We start from the raw sequence: 16,885 nt of genomic DNA on the forward strand, positions 1-16,885 counted from the left end.
CTGATCCATCATGTCAATCCGGTCTTTGCTGTGGTATAGTATCCTTTCCCGCAAGGCGCATATCCTTGCGGTGCGGACTTCTCCTGGAGCAGCTTATGTCTTTTGTCCATTTGCATTTGCACACCATGTACTCCCTCCTTGACGGAGCCATCAAAATCCCCGAGCTGGTAAAAAAGGCCAAGGAATACGGCATGCCCGCGGTGGCCATGACCGACCACGGCAATATGTTTGGCGCGGTGGATTTCTATAAGCAGTGCACCAAGGCTGGTATCAAGCCGATTCTGGGTTGCGAGGTCTATGTTTCTCCCGGCAGCATGCGCGAGAAGCGCAACGCCGAAGGGGTCTACGAAGGGGCCTACCACCTGGTGCTGCTGGCTGAAAATATGACGGGCTACCGCAATCTCATCTATATGGTCTCCCAGGGCTACCTGGAGGGCTTCTACTATAAGCCGCGTATTGACAAGGAACTGCTGCGGGAGCGTTCGGAGGGTATTATTGCCCTCTCGGCCTGCCTGGGGGGCGAGGTGCCCAACCAGCTGCTGGCCGGGGACACGGAAGGCGCCCGTCGCAGTGCCCTGGAGTACCTGGAGATCTTCGGTGAAGGCAACTTCTTTCTGGAGCTGCAGGAAAACGGCATGGATGACCAGCGGGCCGTCAATCGTCAGCTGATCGCCCTTGCGGAGGAGACGGGCATCCCCATGGTGGCCACCAACGACTGCCACTACCTCAACCGTGAAGACGCCAAGGCCCACGATATCCTGCTGTGTATCCAGACCCAGAGCAACTTTGACGATGAAAAGCGTTTCCGCTTTGACAGCGACCAGCTCTATTTCAAATCCCCCGAGACCATGCACAAGGACTTTGGCCATATCAAGGACGCCATTGCCAATACGGTGAGAATCGCCGAGCGCTGCAATGTGCAGCTGGAGATGGGCAAGGTCTATCTGCCCAAGTATGATATTCCCGCCGAGCATACCCTGGAGAGCTATATTGGCGAAGTCTCCCGCAAGGGCCTGCTGGAGCGCTTTGCCCAGTTTGACCGCCTGGGGCTGACCTACGATCGCCCGGCCTATGAAGAGCGCCTGGAAATTGAACTGGATGTTATCAACAGCATGGGTTTTCCCGGCTACTTCCTCATCGTGGCCGACTTTATTCAGTGGGGCAAGGATCAGGATATTCCCGTGGGGCCGGGCCGGGGTTCCGCTGCCGGCAGCCTGGTGGCCTACGCCCTCAAGATCACCGACATCGATCCCATCCCCTATAACCTGCTCTTCGAGCGCTTTCTGAACCCTGAGCGCGTCTCCATGCCCGATATCGATATCGACTTCTGCATGAACCGCCGGGGCGAAGTCATCGACTATGTGCGCAAAAAGTATGGCGACCAGAACGTCTGCCAGATTGTCACCTACGCTTCCCTGCAGGCCAAGGGGGTGTTGCGGGATGTGTGCCGGGTCATGGGGTTGCCCTACAGTGACGGTGACAAGCTGTCCAAGCTGGTGCCGAACAAGCTGGGCATTACCCTGGATGAGGCCATCTCCATGGAGCCCAAGCTCAAGGAGGCGGCAGCCGCCATGCCCCACGGGGAGAACCTGCTGAAGTACTCCCTGGCCCTGGAGGGCCTCTTCCGCCAGGCGGGCATGCACGCCGCCGGGATTGTCATCACCGATGAGCCAATTTACACCTACGCGCCCCTCTCCCGTGGCCCTGAAGGCGAGCCGGTCTGCCAGTTTGACAAGGACAAGGCCGAAGATATCGGGCTGGTGAAGTTTGACTTTCTGGGCCTGAAGACCCTGACGGTCATTGACGAAGCCTGCCGCTTTGTGCAGCAGACCCAGAAGCTGCCCGCCAAATTTGATATCAGCGCCATTGCCATGGACGATCAGCCCACCTATGACCTGCTGTGCTCCGGCAAGTCAGCCGGGATATTCCAGCTGGAATCGGGGGGCATGCGCAGCCTGCTGACCAAACTCAAGCCTTCAAACTTCGAGGATATCGTGGCCGTGCTGGCCCTCTACCGTCCTGGTCCTTTGGGTTCAGGCATGGTGGATGACTTCGTGGATCGCAAACAGGGTCGTTCCGAGATTTTATACCTGTTTCCCGAACTGGAGCCCATCCTTAAAGACACCTACGGAGTTATCGTCTACCAGGAGCAGGTCATGCAGATTGCCCGCACCATCGGCGGCTACTCCCTGGGAGCTGCCGACCTGCTGCGCCGCGCCATGGGCAAGAAGAAGGAAGAGGAGATGGTCAAGCAGAAGGAAATCTTCCTCCACGGCGATGGTGACAAGGTTCCCGGTGCCAAGGCCATGGGCTTTGACCTGAAGAAGGCCGAGCAGGTCTTTGATTTGATGGCTTATTTTGCCGGCTACGGCTTCAACAAGTCTCACTCGGCGGCCTACGCCCTGGTGGCCTACCAGACGGCCTACCTGAAGGCCCACTACCCATCAGAACTGATGGCGGCCCTGCTCTCCTGCGAGATGGATAACACTGACAAGGTGGTGCAGTTCATAAACGAGTGCAAGAGCATGGGGCTTGAGGTGCACCCACCCCATATCAACCTCTCCGGCCACTCCTTCACCGTGGACGAAGATGGCCGCAGCATCATCTTCGGCCTGACCGCCATCAAGAACGTTGGCTCCAAAGCGGTGGAGGCTATTCTGCAGGAGCGCCAGGAGAATGGGCCCTTCACCTCCCTCTATGATTTCACCGAGCGGGTGGATCTGCGCAGTGTGAACAAAAGGGTGGTGGAAAACCTCATCAAGTGTGGTGCCTTCGATTCCGTACACGCCAATCGCCGTCAGCTGATCGGCGCGCTGGACCACGCCTTCTCCCTGGGGCAGACCATCCAGAAGGATCGCGAGGCTGGGCAGATCTCGCTCTTTGAGATGGAGGCCCAGGATGACAGTTCCGATGACCTGAGCCACCATGAGGAGTATCCCGATGTGGAGGACTGGAATACCACCACGCGGGTTGCCTTTGAAAAGGAGTGCCTGGGCTTTTTTGTCAGCGGACATCCCCTTGAGCCCTTCCAGTCGGTTCTGGAAGGCTACACCACTCCCATCGCGTCGGTGCTGGAAGCCCAGAAAAAGGGCAGGGTGCGCATTGCGGGGGTCCTCTCTTCCCTGCAGCCCAAAACCACCAAGGCAGGGAAAAAAATGGCTATCATCGTGGTGGAGGATCAGACGGCAAAGCTCGAAATACCAATATTTCCAAAAACTTATGAACAGTTTTATTCACAACTCAGTGTCGATAGTATTCTGATCATTGAAGGGAAAACCGAGCCAAAGGATGACAGTGTAACCATAATTACAGAAAACATTTATAGTGTAGATGAGGCGCTGGGCAATTGTGTAAGTGCCGTTGAATTCAACATCAACCGCCTGGAGTTTTCCACAGAGTTACTCACAGAGCTGGAAGCTCTGGTAAAAAGCTTTCCTGGGGATAGATCCTTCTTTGTTAAAATATTCACCCCCCAACAGTACGAAGCCGTTATCCGCACCGGCGTGAAGGTCCGCCCCGATGCCAGCATGGTGCGTGCCCTCGGGGAGCGTTTCGGCCACGATGTCCTGCGCTGTCATAGCGCGTAATATGAGGAGGGAAAAAGTGAGATTAAAGAGTATCTGGCTGAGCGTCATTGTGGTTTGCGCGCTGGCGTCCGAGGCTTTTTCCTCATCTCTGGAGGCTTGTTATAACGCCTTTTATATCTTTCGTGTCGGTGAAACCTGCATCACCTATCGCCTGGCGGCAGATGATCGGCTTGAAGTGGAGTCCTTTGCCCGCACCACTGGCCTGGTGGACTCGGTGCGCCGCTTTGAAGAGCGCAGCCAGTCGGTGCTTGCAATCCACCCACTCAAGCCGCTTGTCTACACCCAGCAGCAGTCCAACCGGCGTGGAACCCGTGTTCACGACTATACCTTTCATGACGAGGGTATTGACTACGCCATCGTGCGCTACCACAGCGATGGCCGTGTACGCAGCAATAACGTGGGTACCTTTGAGGAGTCAGGCTTCCACGATCCCTACTCTCTGAGCCTCTCCCTGCAACTGACTCGGCAAGAGCGGGGTGAGCTGCCCCTGTTTTTCGGCGGTGAAGCCGGCAGTGTGGAATTTCGCTATCGGGGCAGGGATACCATTGAAGCCGCCGGCCAGACCTTCCGCACCCGGCGCCTGGATATCACCCCCAAGGCCGAAGATGAAGATGGAGCCCTGTCGCCCCAGGGCAGTTGGCGGTTCTGGATTGATGAAAAGACCGGGCTGCTGGTGCGCATGCGCATCAGCGTGGCTGTGGGCAGCGCCACGGTGACCATCAGTTCACTCAAAGGCGATATGGATCTTCTGCAGCGCATCATCTTGCCAGAGTAGGCAGCGCATTCATTCAGTTCTTTTTCCTGTCTTTGTTCCACAGAATCTTTGTTTCCGTTCCCAGCAGCAGGCGACGGATATTCTCCTGGTGGCGGATGATCACCAGGGCTGCTGCTGCTATGGTAAACAGCAGGTACAGGCTGGGCACTCCCGTCAGCAGGCTGATGAGGGGCAGGCTCAGCGCCGCTCCCACGGAACCCAGGCTGACATAGCCACTGGTGAGGAAGAGGGCGGCAAACACCACGGCCGCCAGAGCCACCTGCAGAGGCAGCAGGGCCAGACAGACGCCAAGGCCGGTGGCAACCCCTTTGCCACCACGGAATTTGAGGAATATGCTGTAGGAGTGGCCGAGAATGCCGACAATGGCAACCATTACATGGTACAGCGGCTGCTCGGGGTAGGCCTTCATGACGAGGACCACGGGGAGGTAGCCCTTGAGGGCATCGAAAAAGAGGGTCAGGATGCCCACCGGTGCCCCGCCGAAGCGGAAGACATTGGTGGCGCCTATATTCCCGCTGCCGAACTTTCGGATATCTTCGCCTTTGACCAGGTAGACAAAGACAAGGCCAAAGGGAATAGAACAGAGGATATAGGCCAGCGCAAGGTAGAAGAGAATTCCCATGGATCACTCCCGAAAGGCAGTTCAGTGCACTGTTTCATGACAGTGTGTGGCGACAGAATACAAAAAAAAAGCGGCGCATGCCTCCTTTTCTTTTTGCCAGGTGTACGATTTTCTTCTTGACAGCAATGTCTTCCGGGGAGATATTCTGTGCATATGCACAAAATATCTCCCCGGAGGGTGACCTATGAATGTCTGTTTTCCCATTGTTCAGAATCTTGGTCTGGAAAGTATTGTCTTTGACCACTTTGGCTCTGCACCACTGTTTGTCCTGGCGGACATGGATACTGGCGCTGTGCGGGAGCTCAGCAACGGTGATCTGAATCATCAGGCCAGTCAGTGTCAACCCCTGAAAGCCCTTGGTGCAATGCACCCTGAGGCGGTGGTGGTTGGCGGTATAGGCGCAGGAGCGCTGAATCAGCTGCGTCGCGCAGGCATCCGGGTCTACCAGGCGCTGGGGAAAACCGTGGCGGAAAACATGCAGATGCTGCGGGAGAACGCCCTGCCTGAAATGAAGCTGGAGGGCTCCTGTTCTTCCCATGGTCACGGCCACGCTCATCATGGTCATGGCCACGGATCGGGGGGACACTCCTGCTGTGGGAACCACTGAGTGCCGCGTTCGCGTAAGCCGCGCCACTGCAGCTGCCCATTCCCCGATACGGTGGAGCGGGTTTTTAAGCCTGCGGGTATTCCCGGCAGGCAGCTGCGTCACGAGCGCATTGCCCACGATGAGCTGGAATCACTCTATCTGTGTGATGGTCTGGGCCTGACCCAGGAGGAGGCGGGTGAGCGTATGGGCGTATCCCGTGGAACCGTACAGCGCCTGCTGGTGTCGGCTCGGCGAAAAGTAGCCCTGGGACTGGTGGAAGGCGTGGCCCTCTGTGTGGAAGGTGCTGCGCTTTCGCCGGATGCGCAAACGGAATCGTAAATAAAAAAAGGGAGGCAATTTGCCTCCCTTTTTTCGCGTCCGCAGGAATTACTTGGGACGGTTGTAGTTCATCTGCTCTTTGATACGGGCAGCTTTGCCGCGCAGGTTGCGCAGGTAGTAGATGCGGCCCTGGCGCACGCGACCGATCTTGGTCACTTCCAGCTTGGCAATTTTGGGCGAGTAGAGGGGGAAGATACGCTCCACGCCAACGCCAAAGGAGACTTTGCGCACGGTAAAGGTAGGGATGCCACCTTTTTTCAGGCGCAGTACCACGCCTTCAAATACCTGAACGCGCTCTTTATTGCCTTCTATGACTTTGTAGTGAACTTTGACGGTATCGCCGGCTTTGAACTGGGGTACTTCTTGTACCTGTTCCTGTTCAATCATCTGTACAGGATTCATTATTTTCCTCCAAACATGAAGAGTACGTGGTTACGGGTAGCGCCGGAACACCCGGTCAAGGGTGATGGCGGCGGCACTTCTTACGGAAAGGTGATTGTATTCACCATTGCCATCTATGGGGGGCAGCACGTAGTCGGCTGCTTCCATGATTTCGTCTGTCAGTCCCCAGCCGGTGCCGAAGAGGATCAGGTGCTGGGTTTCGCGATCCTGATCCATCATGCGTGACAGATGGGGGTAGGTGGTGTTGGTCCACTTGGGGTTGGCGCTGGTGGCGGTAATCACCAGCCGCTGCCCGCGCTTGCGGAAGTGCTCGCGCACATCCTCCAGGCTGTGGACAAACTGCATACGATCGAAAGCTTCCTTGCGATCGGGGTTGTAGGTGGAGCCGTAGCCCTCGGTCCAGTGGCGCGTGATACGTCCCATCAGTTCGTGCTGGCTTTTGACTGGCGTCACCACAAAGTAGTTGGTCAGTTCAAAGGTGCGCACGGTGCGGGAGATATCGTGCAGGTCCATGTTGGTCACCGAAGTGGTGATGACTTCATGGCGCTTGTTGTACACCGGATAGTGAATCAGGGCGATGCTCACATTGGCGCCGGGCATGCCGCGCTGCTGCCAGTCCTCCCGCATGATCTCCCGCAGCATGGTGCGCTGGCGGGTGGAAAGTACGGTTTTTTCCAGCAGGTCGGGGCGTTTGTGCCAGGTGCGGCGCAGGGATTGCTCCTCGCGCCACTGCTCGATGTGCTCATGGTGTCCGCCACTGAGGACAGCGGGAACAGCCTCAGCCTCAAATTCGGCGGGCCGGGTGTAGTGGGGCGCGTCCAGCAGACCTTCAAAGAAGGAGTCTTCCGTAACGCTCTGCACCTGGCCGATAACACCGGGAATGCAGCGGGCCACGCTGTCGATCACTACGCTGGCGGCCAGCTCGCCCCCACTGATGACATAGTCACCGATGGAGATTTCCTCGTCCACATAGTGGTCGATAAAACGCTGATCAACGCCTTCGTAGCGCCCGCACACCAGGATGAGCTGCTCCAGCTCTGCCAGTTCACGTACCTTGGCCTGATTCAGGGGCTGGCCCTGGGGCGAAAGGTAGATGACCCGGCTGCGGCTGGTGCGCTCCACTGCTGAAACAGCGCTGGCCAGAGGCTCGGCCTTCATCAGCATGCCGCTGCCGCCACCGTAGAGGGTGTCGTCAACGGTACGGTGCACATCGCTGGTGAAATCGCGCGGGTTCACGCACTTCAGGGCGATATCACCCCGCTGTAGCGCCCGACCCACAACACCTTCGGCAAAACAGCTCTGAACCATTTCGGGAAAGAGAGTTATGATATCAAAGCGCATCTTCGTCCATCATTCCGGGTATGGGTCGCACCAGCATGTAGCCCTCTTCCAGGTTGATTTCGGGGATGAATTCATGGTTGGCCGGAATCATCCACCGCTTGCCCCCGGGAGAGAGGATTTCGTACACGTCTTTGGCACCCGTGTGAATAATCTGTGTTAAGGATCCAAGTTCTTCGCCGTCATCATTGATGACGCGAAGCTTCTGCAGTTCAAAATCGAAGTATTCGTCTTCGTAACGGGGTATCTCATCGACCGGCAGGCAGGCATCCTGCCCCACCAGCTCTTCCGCCTGTTCGATGGTGTCCACACCCTTCAGGCTGACCACCAGCCGCTGGCTGTCCGCAATACGCAGGCGGCTTACGGCAAACCTGACCCCTCCGATATGGAGATGCTTCAGGCCTTCAAAGCGCCCAGGCTCATTGAAAAGGCTGAACAGTTGCAGCTCGCCCCGCAGGCCACGGGTTTTGGTGATGCGGGCGATGGACAGCATTTCACTCGATGATTTCAAGGATCAGCCGTCTTCCATCTTTACTGGCAGAGGCACTGACGATGGTGCGCAGCGCTTTTGCCATGCGTCCTTGTTTGCCGATGACTTTCCCCAGGTCGTCTGAAGCCACTTTCAGTTCGATAATGGTCGTCTTCTCCGCTTCCGTTTCCGTTATTTCCACTTCATCGGGATGATCAACAATGGATTTGACAATATATTCGATTAACTCTTTCATGACTTCGGACCTCTTTTGCCTCGTTGAGAGAAGCGTTACTCAGACTTCTTCTTTTTCTCCAGCTTCAGCTCGTGGAATTTCTGCATGACACCCTGCTTGGAGAGCAGATTGCGCGCGGTGTCACTGGGTTCAGCACCCACACCCAGCCAGTAAAGAGCCTTTTCTTCGTTAATTTGCAGTTCGGCTGGCTCTTTGATGGGGTTGTAGGTACCGATGATTTCGAGGGATTGTCCATCCCGTGGGGTGCGGGAGTCCATGGCGACGATTCGGTAGAAGGGTCGCTTTTTGGATCCCAGGCGTTTGAGTCTGATCTTGACAGCCAATGTGACCTCCAAAAAAAGTTTTTATGATAAAAAATTTATCCAAAGTGAGTTTGCTGAAAAACGCTCATCTGCAGGATGCGGACGCCTTGCAGCTGAACATTTTTCAACAGGCTGCTCTCCCGGTATGCGCCAGGTGAGTGCGTTTGCGCAGCCTGCTAACGACGCCCGAAAGGCATCTTCCCGCCCATAGCCCCCTTGGGCATACGGGCCTGCAGCTGGCGCATCATGGCCTGCTGCTGCTTCTTGTTCTTGCCCCCCGCGCCCGAGAACTGCTTCATCATCTTGCGCATGTCCTGGAACTGCTTCAGCAGGCGGTTGACCTCCTGCACCGTGCGTCCCGAACCCTTGGCGATGCGGCGTCGGCGGTTGGCGTTGATGATCTCCGGCTTCTCACGCTCCTGGGGCGTCATGGAATCAATAATCGCCACCACCGGCTTGTACTGGGAGTCGTCTATATCCATATCGCCCATTTTTGAGCTCATACCGGGAATCATCTTCATAATGGAGCCCAGTGACCCCATCTTCTTTATCTGCAAAAGCTGGTCCTTGAAATCCTGCATGCTGAATTCATTGCCGCGGATCTTGCGTTCCAGATTCTTGGCCGTCTTTTCGTCGTAGACACTCTCAGCCTTCTCAATCAGGGTGAGCATGTCCCCCATGCCCAGAATGCGCGAAGCCACCCGGTCGGGGTGGAAAGGCTCCAGGGCATCCATCTTCTCGCCGCCACCAATGTACTTGATGGGCTTGCCAAGCAGTGCGCGGATGGAAAGGGCCGCACCGCCACGGGCGTCACTGTCCATTTTCGTCAGGATGACACCGGAAAGATCCAGGCGTTCATCAAAGGACTGGGCCACATTGACCGCCTCCTGACCCGTCATGGCATCGGCCACGAAGAGAATCTCGTCAGGGCGGGCGCTGGCCTTGATCTGCACCAGCTCTTCCATCAGGGCATCATCAATATGCAGACGCCCCGCCGTATCCAGAATCAGTAAATCAATCTGTTTGCCCATGGCCAGCTTTCTGGCCTGGGCGCAAATCTCCACCGGCGAAATATCCGTGCCGGGGGCGTACACATCCACACCCACCTGCTCCGCCAGGGCGCGAATCTGCTCCACCGCCGCCGGACGGTAAATATCGGCACCCGCCAGCATAACCTTGCGGCCCTGCTTCTTGAACGAAGCCGCCAGCTTACCCGCCGTCGTCGTCTTACCACTGCCCTGCAAACCGCACATCATCACCACCGTGGGTGGAGTGCTGGAAAGATGCAGCTTGGTATGGGTCTGCCCCATCAACTCCGTCAGTTCCGCATCAACAATCTTGATGAACTGCTGACCAGGCGTCAGACTCTGCAGAACCTCCTGCCCAAGCGCCTTCTCCTTCACCTGCGCAATGAACTGCCGCACCACCTTGATGTTGACATCGGCATCCAGCAGGGCAACCCGCACCTCGCGCAGGGCCTCCTGAATGTTGGCTTCGCTGATCTTCCCCTGCCCGCGCAGGTCCTTGAAGACTTTCTGGAAGGAGTTCTGGAGTTGGGAGAACATGGGCCTCTATCCTTAACCGGCTGCTGAAAAACCCTCATCTGCGGCGTTGCTCGCCGTCGCGTGCATTGCACCTGAGCATTTTTCAATTGCCTGCGTATTTTGAAGTATTTCTGCAAGCTGTGAAAACCACCTGCCGCGCATTTGGGAAGAAGGGGAATGCCCACTTTCTCAGCGCAGACAGCAAAACGACAGGGCAGTATACTGAGGAGCCCCTGCCCTGTCAAGTGGTTGTGGTTTCATGATCAGTGGAAGGAGCGCGGTGAGAGTCTGCCCTGTCCGGGGTCAGGGATAAATTCCCGCGCCCGGTGGACAGTCTGCTGGGCGTGGCTTTCCTGCGGCTTCAGCATCCAGTACCTTCAGCAGGCATTGATACTGGGGTGATGCCCGCAGGAGCTCTGGGCCGATGGCAATGAGTTTTGCAACCTGTTCCTCACTCAGTTTGAAGGATGTGGGCAGGTTCAGGTAGTAGTGGGCCTCCTCGCCGGAGGTACTGCCAAGCGCCTCAAAGTTGATTTCTATGACGTAGGGGTCGAGGTCATTGCCCGCCAGGGGGACGAGGTCGGAAGGCTGGCCGCAGGTGGCGGCAAGCAGCTCCGTGCAGGCTGCCTGGTCGCGCTGAGCCTGCACTCGCGCGTACAGGGTTGAGCGCAGCGCGCTGACGCTGTCATAGGTGTAGTTGTCCATGGCTACCGTTGAGGTTTTTTCTGCCACGGAAAAGAATCCTGGAGGCTTCCTGCTGGGGCTGAGCTGATCATCGCTCTGGGTGCGGGCATTGACGACAATCAGGACCAGCTGGCGGATGCTCCCGTCATTGATGCGGGTGCGGATAAAGCCTCGCTCGAAGGCGTCCAGCACGGATCGGGCGCCGATGTTGTCCGAGAGACCACCATCCATCAGGTGAATATAGCGGTTTTCCTGGTCCAGGTAGACGCTCAGGTTCCTGGCCGCATCATAGCGCCTGGTTGTCCAGTCTTCAGGGCTCAGGGCACCCTGAAACCACCAGGGAGGGGTATAGTCAGCAGCCGCGGGATAGTTTTTCAGGCTGATGGGGCTCAGGAGGTAAGGAAAGGCCGATGAGGCTGCCACTGCCCGGGCGACCGGATAGGATTCAAGGCGGGAGCCCAGGGCGTCAAAATAGTCCTGAGTGAACTCAAAGCGTCGACTGGAGCCGAGGTTGGTGGCATTCAGGATCACGAAGGGGCGTTGATTTTTCTGCAGATCGGCGAAAGTTGCCGTGGCGAAAATATCCTGGTCATACCATTGCGCCGCCAGGTCGATGCGGCTGAAATAAGGTGAGGAAAGCCTGAACCAGTTCACCGGGTTGCTGAGTTGCGTCAGCAGCGCTCCCTGGACGTTGCGCTCCAGGAAGCGACTGCGGTAGTCCTCAAACAGCTGTTCACGGAACAGCCCGTAATAGGCGGCCGTAAATGAACCTCCGGATACCGAGGAGATGCAGTCCACTTCGTCCAGAAGGCGTTTTTCCTGCTGGTTGACCGTGATGTGCGTATCGCGCAGCTCTTCCATGATGCCATAGGACAGGGCGGCCGCCCGCGTGCCGCCCCCCGAGAACATCAGGCATATGAAAAGCTCATCGCTGTTCAGTGGCCCGGCGGCGAGGGCATCAAAATGATAACCGGAGTCGGGGTGAAAGGTGGTGCTCTGCTCGTTGAGCGGGGAGCTGACGCGACTTATGGCGAGTGCGAGTGCCAGCATCAGGATGGCGGTTATGGTGAGAGCGAACGTTCTCATCTTCATGCCTTGCAAAATTCAATAGTGGCGGGATTGAGCAGGGATGTTCCGCGCAGGTGAACCTGGTGTTCCTCGGGAGTGAAGTTCTCCGGCGAGTCCAGGGTTACGGTATACCGCCCTCCTTCCAGCTCCAGTGTGCGATTGGTCTGCCCCATGAGCCTGTTGTTGATTTTGACGCGGCGCTCTTCGGGGAAAGACACGACAAGGTACTCCATAGGTATCCTTTCTTCTCAACTTTCTCACCTTGTTGTCTTTGGCTAAGGTGCTATTATTATGGTGTTTATCGCATTGGGGCCGTATTGATTTTGAATGCTTGACTTATCTGGCATTCCACTTTTCGTCCCCGGATATTGTCCTTTTTGACCGCGCAAAAAGGACTCAAAAACGCGCCCCCCGAACGCCCGTACTTCCGGCTCATTGCTCGCCTGCTCTGGAGATCCGGCAGACACTGCATCCCTGCAGTGCTGCCGGACCACTCACTTCCTGTGAGTGTCCCGTTCGGGTCTTGCCAGCCAGGCGTCGCACTCACCGGACGGGCTCAGGGGGGAACGGCTTTCCTCTGCCTTTCCCCCGTGGGCTGGCCCAGCCAGAACGCGCCGACTGTCAGGCTGCTGAAAAGCCTCATCTGCGGCGTTGCTCACAAGTGCTCGTCGCTGCGACGTACAGGAAGTACGCCTCACTTCTCACCTTGCGTGCGCCTTGCACCTGAGAGCTTTTCAATTGCCTGCATAACGCTATGGACCCGCAGGGTTGACGCCACGAGGGCGGCAACCGCAAACCCAAAGCCACGGAGGGCGGTTGTTTGCGGTCCCCAGTTCCAGGCAAGCGGACGGCTGATAAGGACAGCACTGGGGGCCGCTTTTGCGCCACTTTTTGCGGGAAAAAAGTGGCAAAGAAAAAACGAGAAAAAGGGTTTTGTGCGTTAAGCAATGCAGTTTATGCAGAACCAAATGTCCTCTTCCATCGTGGCATCGGCATCCATACCGACACCCAGCTGTTTCGGGGGTGCGAAACTTGAGTTTTTTGCTGCATGCTCCGTCCGGATTTCCTGAGAAGGGTTCTATTTGTATCTTTCCCATGGGGCTGCAGGATACCATCAGAGCGGTTGCATTCTCAGGATGGAGTAAACCTGTCTTTTCTCAGGATAAAAGTCAATAATTTCTTTGGCTTGCCTTTTAAAGCGGGTACGTGATCGCAGTTGCCTCTTTCTGCATTTTTGCGTTACGCACACGTGGTTATGCTGTTTTTATCAGTATCGCCTTATTGTTTCCTCTTTAAAAAAGACGTATAGTACTGTCTTAGTGTGAAAAGTTCACTGCTGATATGGCGTGGCGGGCTGTTTGACGACTGTCACCAGTGACTGGCGAAATTTTTGGTGATCGCTTCAGGGCGTTATCAATCCGGGTGCGAGAGTTGCGCATTCGGGAATAAAGTGCACTTTGGTGCAGGAGGGTACAGTTATGCCGGTATCAGGACGTGAACTCGCCAGTCTGGACTTTGGCAATCTCATCGGGGGGCCGCTCAACGCGGTGGTGGAAGCGCAGGCAAAATCTGCAATCGCAACCGTAAACTTTATCAAAGAGGTGGGGTTTGACAAGGAAGGGAATGTCATAACCACGGAATTCAAGTATTCGCGCAAAAACGATCGGGGCAGCAGCGAAGAGTTCTGTCTCGCTCTGCCTTTTCTCTCCATGCTGCCGGTTCCCTATGTTTCCATCACTTCCGCCGAAATAGAGTTCAATGCCAAGATCACATCCACTACGGAATCGAAAACCGACAGCACTTTTAACACTGAAGTGAGTGGCAGTGCTGGTGGGAAGTGGTGGTTTGCCTCGGCACGAATCAACTCAAAGGTATCCAATCAGAAAAAATCCAGCAGCTCTGACCGGGAGGAGCGCACCTTCGACATGCGTGTCCGGGTAGAGGCGCGCAACGTGGATATGCCCAGCGGTACAGAGCGAATCCTGACCATGCTGGAGAATGTTATTGAGGAGCGCCCCACCAACAGGGTTCACAGTGTACAGGTGCGGGTTGACAAGCTGGAGAACAAGACTCTCTTCCTGGAAGGCCCTGATGTCGCCTTTATCAAGGAAAAGAGCAAGTTCAGCTATGGAAGCCAGGAGTGTACCGTAGGCCAAGTTGAAGATGTCGGAAGCGCTACACAGAAAAAGGTGACGATCTCAGAAGACTCTGTTGACCTTAAGGGCATTGAAGGACGGACGCTGGAAATTTCCACCCCAGCCTGATTTCTGTTTACCTCTGAAGGACAACGTTGACGCGGGCACCGTACAGCTTCTCCGGGAGCCGTACGGTGTTCTCAGTTGTCGTAACTCATGACTGCTGGAGAAATTCTTCTATGGGTGAAAACACAAATCCTCCCAAGCTTTCCGATGTGCTTGGCGGGCTGGTGGCCAGTATGGCGCAGGCGCGTGCCGTAGCTGACCGGGAAGCCCTGCGCATCGCCTACCACTATCGCGATAATCCTTTTCTGCAAGGACTTCCGGTTCCGCGCCTGCGCCTGCAGAAAGTCAGCATCAGCCTGCCGGTGATTCTCAGCGACATCATTGCGGGGCAGCCAGCCCGTGCCGAGCACCATGCCACCATCGCCGAGAAAGTGCGCGCACGCCTGGAGGAAATCATCACCGAGGCGCATCGTCACCTTGAGGGGCGCCTCCAGCTTCATCACCTTGAAGATTCAGAAGATCAACGCTATTTCCAGCGTTTTCAACGCCTTTTCGAGTCCATCGACATGAGTGCGCAGCGTCTGGAAACAGCGGAACAGGTGCTGGCTGAGCGCATCAGGATTGCGCTGGAGCGACTGGGCGTGGGCGCAGAAGTTGCCGTCAGCGCACCAGCCGATGTGGATATTCGCGAAGCCGCGTCCCAGACAGTGCAGAACTATTGTCGTGAGTTCCTGCAGGAGGCCGCTTTCTGCTATGTACGCAACCGGGTTGTGGAAGAGGGGAAGAGTGAGAGCTTTGACCCCCAACGCGCCCGCAAATGGTTTGAGGATGAGGTGGTGAGCAGCGAGCTGGTTGCGACGGCCATCCAGCGCCTGAGCCGATTGGCAGGGGATGTGGCCGTGGTCATGCCAACCATTGCGCCCGATTTTGCCGTCTCCGTCAATACCGATGAAATCAGGAATTCCGGCGGTGGTGCCGATGTTGTCACCCGTCTTCACCTGACCTTACGGGAAGAAGGACTGGAGTGGGTGCAGGAAACCGATGTCAATGGTGCTGAGACAAGACGTCTGATGCCGGAATAGGACCAGGTATGATTCTGTGCCATCAGATAGAACGCCTTGAACCCTCACTGGAGGACCTGGCCCGGTTGATGGAACTCTATCGCAATGGTGATTACACCTTTCCCGATGCCGCAGTGAAATGGCTGGATGAAGCCGAAAAAATGCTGGCAGTGCTGCGGGTGACCGGCAGTTCCGAGCTGGCGACCTTGAAGGGACGGGTTATCAAAGCGCCGGAAGTTCTGCATACGGATATCGAAAAACCCTCTCGCTCACGGGTGCGGGCCACCCGCAATGTGGCAGCCATGGAAGCCCTGGAACGTGGCGAGACGATTCTGCGCGAAGCCCTTACGGAAGCCCGGGAGCGGCTGGATCGCTTTGAAGAAAAACTGTGTGAAGGGCTCACAGCCCTTTGCCTGCAGGTAGAGCTGCCACCCCTCTGTTCTCCCCGCTCCGCCTGGCTGTCCCAGGTGTGGCGGGTGCTGGCTGACACTGCACCCACAAAACCCCTGTCACTCTACCTGGCGGCATCCCTGAGCATGGTGGATCGCCTCTACCTGCTTGACCGCGTGCTGGGGAGGCTGTACGAAGGCTGACTCTCGTAATCCCATCCATACACAGGAAAAGCCTTTTCCCTTGGCAGGCTGCTGAAAATATCTCTACATTAGCATAGCTAATGCTCCAACCGACCAAGCCAGTATTGCGGTCGTCGTTTGGCATGTGCCACGGCAAGCACCTGGAGGGAGTCAGAATTTTCACGATAAATGATGGATAAGGGAAATCGATTGAGGGGCGCTCGGCGAATGCCTGGCTCATGCTCGACTTGCCAGGCTTTTGGATGCTCACAGATTATGCTGACGAAAGCCTCGAATTCAACGATAAAAGCGTTTCCCAGCCCTGGAACCTTTGATTCATAGTAACGAACTGATTCTAAGAACTCAGCTTCCGCTGCTGGGTGGAAGAGGAAGTTCATTTCACCAATGCCCGGGCTTTCTGCAATACTTCTTTACCCGATACTGCTTTCACCGCTCCGCTATCAAGTTCGCTGGCTCTGCGGTGTGCTTCCTTTATCCACTCGGCTTTCAGTTCGTCTTCCGAGGGAGATTCCATACTCAGAACGAGTTGCTGGATCAGGTGTGCCCGCTCTTCCATGGAGAGGTGGAGTGCTTCTGCTGCAAGTTCCTGGAGATTCATCTGGAATACCTCTTGCGGTGAATATTGTCTTTTCGATTTGCACAAATTGTACTTAATAGTCGCTCGCCGTGAAAGCAGTATGTTCAGGCTATACCAGCCTCCTTAATTTCAACGAACAACTGATCCAGCTCTTCGTGTGATTTGATTGTAGTTCCCAGCCCCTGGTCAAGTTGGTTGATGCCGACTTGCAGCTGCTCGCGAAGGTGGGTAAGTTCGCTGGCTTTGCGGTGGGCTTCCTTTATCCACTCGGCTTTCAGTTCGTCTTCCGAGGGAGGTTCCATACTCAGGACGAGTTGCTGAATCAGGTGTGCCCGCTCTTCCATGGAGAGGAGGAGTGCTTCTGCTGCAAGTTCCTGGAGATTCATCTGGAATACCTCTTACGATGAGTGATGTTCATAGGGTATGCCTCCTCCGAAGATTGTCAACCTGTAACGGTGCAGGGTTGCCACGTTGCCAGCAA

At 56.1% G+C, this 16,885-nt stretch carries 18 protein-coding genes; 7 read left to right on the plus strand and 11 right to left on the minus strand.

Going from position 1 to position 16,885, the window contains the following annotated elements; all coding sequences use genetic code 11:
• The first annotated feature begins 95 nt into the window (after positions 1–95).
• Both dnaE and ACZ46I_RS04095 read left to right on the plus strand, forming a co-directional pair.
• On the plus strand, positions 96–3,587 hold the full coding sequence (dnaE, locus tag ACZ46I_RS04090) for a DNA polymerase III subunit alpha (protein WP_464281501.1): 3,492 nt from the start codon (positions 96–98) through the stop codon (positions 3,585–3,587).
• A 16-nt stretch (positions 3,588–3,603) separates the two neighbouring features.
• The gene (locus ACZ46I_RS04095; protein ID WP_464281502.1) at positions 3,604–4,362 is read left to right on the plus strand and encodes a DUF3108 domain-containing protein; all 759 of its coding nucleotides are present in this window, start codon (positions 3,604–3,606) and stop codon (positions 4,360–4,362) included.
• Between the two features lie 13 nt (positions 4,363–4,375).
• Here ACZ46I_RS04095 and plsY read toward each other — a convergent pair whose 3' ends face one another.
• Positions 4,376–4,984: a glycerol-3-phosphate 1-O-acyltransferase PlsY gene (gene plsY, locus ACZ46I_RS04100; RefSeq protein WP_464281503.1), complete on the minus strand. Its 609-nt coding sequence runs from the start codon at positions 4,982–4,984 to the stop codon at positions 4,376–4,378.
• A gap of 184 nt (positions 4,985–5,168) precedes the next feature.
• Here plsY and ACZ46I_RS04105 point away from each other — a divergent pair, with 184 nt between their 5' ends.
• Positions 5,169–5,591 carry a NifB/NifX family molybdenum-iron cluster-binding protein gene (locus tag ACZ46I_RS04105; protein ID WP_464281504.1) on the plus strand — a complete coding sequence of 141 codons (423 nt, stop codon included), beginning with the start codon at positions 5,169–5,171 and terminating at the stop codon, positions 5,589–5,591.
• Positions 5,592–5,909, plus strand: a complete 318-nt coding sequence (locus tag ACZ46I_RS04110) for a DUF134 domain-containing protein (RefSeq protein ID WP_464281505.1) — start codon at positions 5,592–5,594, stop codon at positions 5,907–5,909.
• 48 nt (positions 5,910–5,957) lie between these two features.
• On the opposite strand, the gene rplS is transcribed toward ACZ46I_RS04110, so the two are convergent.
• The 8 genes from rplS to ACZ46I_RS04150 form a co-directional block, all read right to left on the minus strand.
• Positions 5,958–6,311, minus strand: coding sequence for a 50S ribosomal protein L19 (gene rplS, locus ACZ46I_RS04115; protein ID WP_013507151.1), 354 nt, complete (start codon positions 6,309–6,311; stop codon positions 5,958–5,960).
• A gap of 30 nt (positions 6,312–6,341) precedes the next feature.
• Positions 6,342–7,652: a tRNA (guanosine(37)-N1)-methyltransferase TrmD gene (gene trmD / locus ACZ46I_RS04120; RefSeq protein ID WP_464281506.1), complete on the minus strand. Its 1,311-nt coding sequence runs from the start codon at positions 7,650–7,652 to the stop codon at positions 6,342–6,344.
• Positions 7,642–8,160, minus strand: coding sequence for a ribosome maturation factor RimM (gene rimM, locus ACZ46I_RS04125; protein ID WP_156788086.1), 519 nt, complete (start codon positions 8,158–8,160; stop codon positions 7,642–7,644). The genes trmD and rimM overlap by 11 nt, the downstream gene beginning before the upstream one ends.
• Complete coding sequence (locus tag ACZ46I_RS04130; RefSeq protein ID WP_013507148.1) at positions 8,144–8,374, minus strand: KH domain-containing protein; 231 nt, start codon at positions 8,372–8,374, stop codon at positions 8,144–8,146. Before ACZ46I_RS04130 ends, rimM begins: the two co-directional genes overlap by 17 nt.
• 35 nt (positions 8,375–8,409) lie before the next feature.
• Entirely contained in the window at positions 8,410–8,697 is a 288-nt protein-coding gene (gene rpsP, locus ACZ46I_RS04135; protein ID WP_013507147.1) for a 30S ribosomal protein S16, read from the minus strand.
• A gap of 155 nt (positions 8,698–8,852) precedes the next feature.
• Positions 8,853–10,241, minus strand: a complete 1,389-nt coding sequence (gene ffh / locus ACZ46I_RS04140) for a signal recognition particle protein (RefSeq protein WP_013507146.1) — start codon at positions 10,239–10,241, stop codon at positions 8,853–8,855.
• Between the two features lie 282 nt (positions 10,242–10,523).
• Positions 10,524–11,990, minus strand: coding sequence for a patatin-like phospholipase family protein (locus tag ACZ46I_RS04145; RefSeq protein WP_464281507.1), 1,467 nt, complete (start codon positions 11,988–11,990; stop codon positions 10,524–10,526).
• A gap of 2 nt (positions 11,991–11,992) precedes the next feature.
• Positions 11,993–12,205: a PEGA domain-containing protein gene (locus tag ACZ46I_RS04150; RefSeq protein WP_464281508.1), complete on the minus strand. Its 213-nt coding sequence runs from the start codon at positions 12,203–12,205 to the stop codon at positions 11,993–11,995.
• A gap of 1,245 nt (positions 12,206–13,450) precedes the next feature.
• On the opposite strand from ACZ46I_RS04150, the gene ACZ46I_RS04155 reads away from it, so the two are divergent.
• The 3 genes from ACZ46I_RS04155 to ACZ46I_RS04165 all read left to right on the plus strand — a co-directional run bounded on the left by ACZ46I_RS04155 (position 13,451) and on the right by ACZ46I_RS04165 (position 15,827).
• Entirely contained in the window at positions 13,451–14,236 is a 786-nt protein-coding gene (locus ACZ46I_RS04155) for a DUF2589 domain-containing protein (protein WP_464281509.1), read from the plus strand.
• 110 nt (positions 14,237–14,346) lie between these two features.
• Positions 14,347–15,255 carry a hypothetical protein gene (locus tag ACZ46I_RS04160; RefSeq protein WP_464281510.1) on the plus strand — a complete coding sequence of 303 codons (909 nt, stop codon included), beginning with the start codon at positions 14,347–14,349 and terminating at the stop codon, positions 15,253–15,255.
• Between the two features lie 8 nt (positions 15,256–15,263).
• A complete protein-coding gene (locus ACZ46I_RS04165) occupies positions 15,264–15,827 on the plus strand; it encodes a hypothetical protein (RefSeq protein WP_464281511.1) in 564 nt (187 codons plus the stop codon).
• 373 nt (positions 15,828–16,200) lie between these two features.
• On the opposite strand, the gene ACZ46I_RS04170 is transcribed toward ACZ46I_RS04165, so the two are convergent.
• Together ACZ46I_RS04170 and ACZ46I_RS04175 are read right to left on the minus strand one after the other, a co-directional pair.
• Positions 16,201–16,425 (minus strand): addiction module protein, encoded by a 225-nt coding sequence (locus ACZ46I_RS04170; RefSeq protein WP_464281512.1) that lies wholly within the window; start codon positions 16,423–16,425, stop codon positions 16,201–16,203.
• 83 nt (positions 16,426–16,508) lie between these two features.
• Complete coding sequence (locus ACZ46I_RS04175; protein WP_464281513.1) at positions 16,509–16,790, minus strand: addiction module protein; 282 nt, start codon at positions 16,788–16,790, stop codon at positions 16,509–16,511.
• Positions 16,791–16,885: the final 95 nt, after the last annotated feature.

It is taken from the genome of Desulfurispirillum alkaliphilum (genome assembly GCF_055378285.1).

Bases quoted from the DNA above. Each gene is read 5' to 3' on its own strand.
- ACZ46I_RS04105 (WP_464281504.1), top strand. From the start codon at position 5,169: ATGAATGTCTGTTTTCCCATTGTTCAGAATCTTGGTCTGGAAAGTATT.
- ACZ46I_RS04170 (WP_464281512.1), bottom strand. From the start codon at position 16,425: ATGAATCTCCAGGAACTTGCAGCAGAAGCACTCCACCTCTCCATGGAA.
- trmD (WP_464281506.1), bottom strand. From the start codon at position 7,652: ATGCGCTTTGATATCATAACTCTCTTTCCCGAAATGGTTCAGAGCTGT.
- ffh (WP_013507146.1), bottom strand. From the start codon at position 10,241: ATGTTCTCCCAACTCCAGAACTCCTTCCAGAAAGTCTTCAAGGACCTG.
- plsY (WP_464281503.1), bottom strand. From the start codon at position 4,984: ATGGGAATTCTCTTCTACCTTGCGCTGGCCTATATCCTCTGTTCTATT.
- ACZ46I_RS04165 (WP_464281511.1), top strand. From the start codon at position 15,264: ATGATTCTGTGCCATCAGATAGAACGCCTTGAACCCTCACTGGAGGAC.
- ACZ46I_RS04175 (WP_464281513.1), bottom strand. From the start codon at position 16,790: ATGAATCTCCAGGAACTTGCAGCAGAAGCACTCCTCCTCTCCATGGAA.
- ACZ46I_RS04145 (WP_464281507.1), bottom strand. From the start codon at position 11,990: ATGAGAACGTTCGCTCTCACCATAACCGCCATCCTGATGCTGGCACTC.
- ACZ46I_RS04160 (WP_464281510.1), top strand. From the start codon at position 14,347: ATGGGTGAAAACACAAATCCTCCCAAGCTTTCCGATGTGCTTGGCGGG.
- ACZ46I_RS04150 (WP_464281508.1), bottom strand. From the start codon at position 12,205: ATGGAGTACCTTGTCGTGTCTTTCCCCGAAGAGCGCCGCGTCAAAATC.
- ACZ46I_RS04155 (WP_464281509.1), top strand. From the start codon at position 13,451: ATGCCGGTATCAGGACGTGAACTCGCCAGTCTGGACTTTGGCAATCTC.
- dnaE (WP_464281501.1), top strand. From the start codon at position 96: ATGTCTTTTGTCCATTTGCATTTGCACACCATGTACTCCCTCCTTGAC.
- ACZ46I_RS04130 (WP_013507148.1), bottom strand. From the start codon at position 8,374: ATGAAAGAGTTAATCGAATATATTGTCAAATCCATTGTTGATCATCCC.
- rplS (WP_013507151.1), bottom strand. From the start codon at position 6,311: ATGAATCCTGTACAGATGATTGAACAGGAACAGGTACAAGAAGTACCC.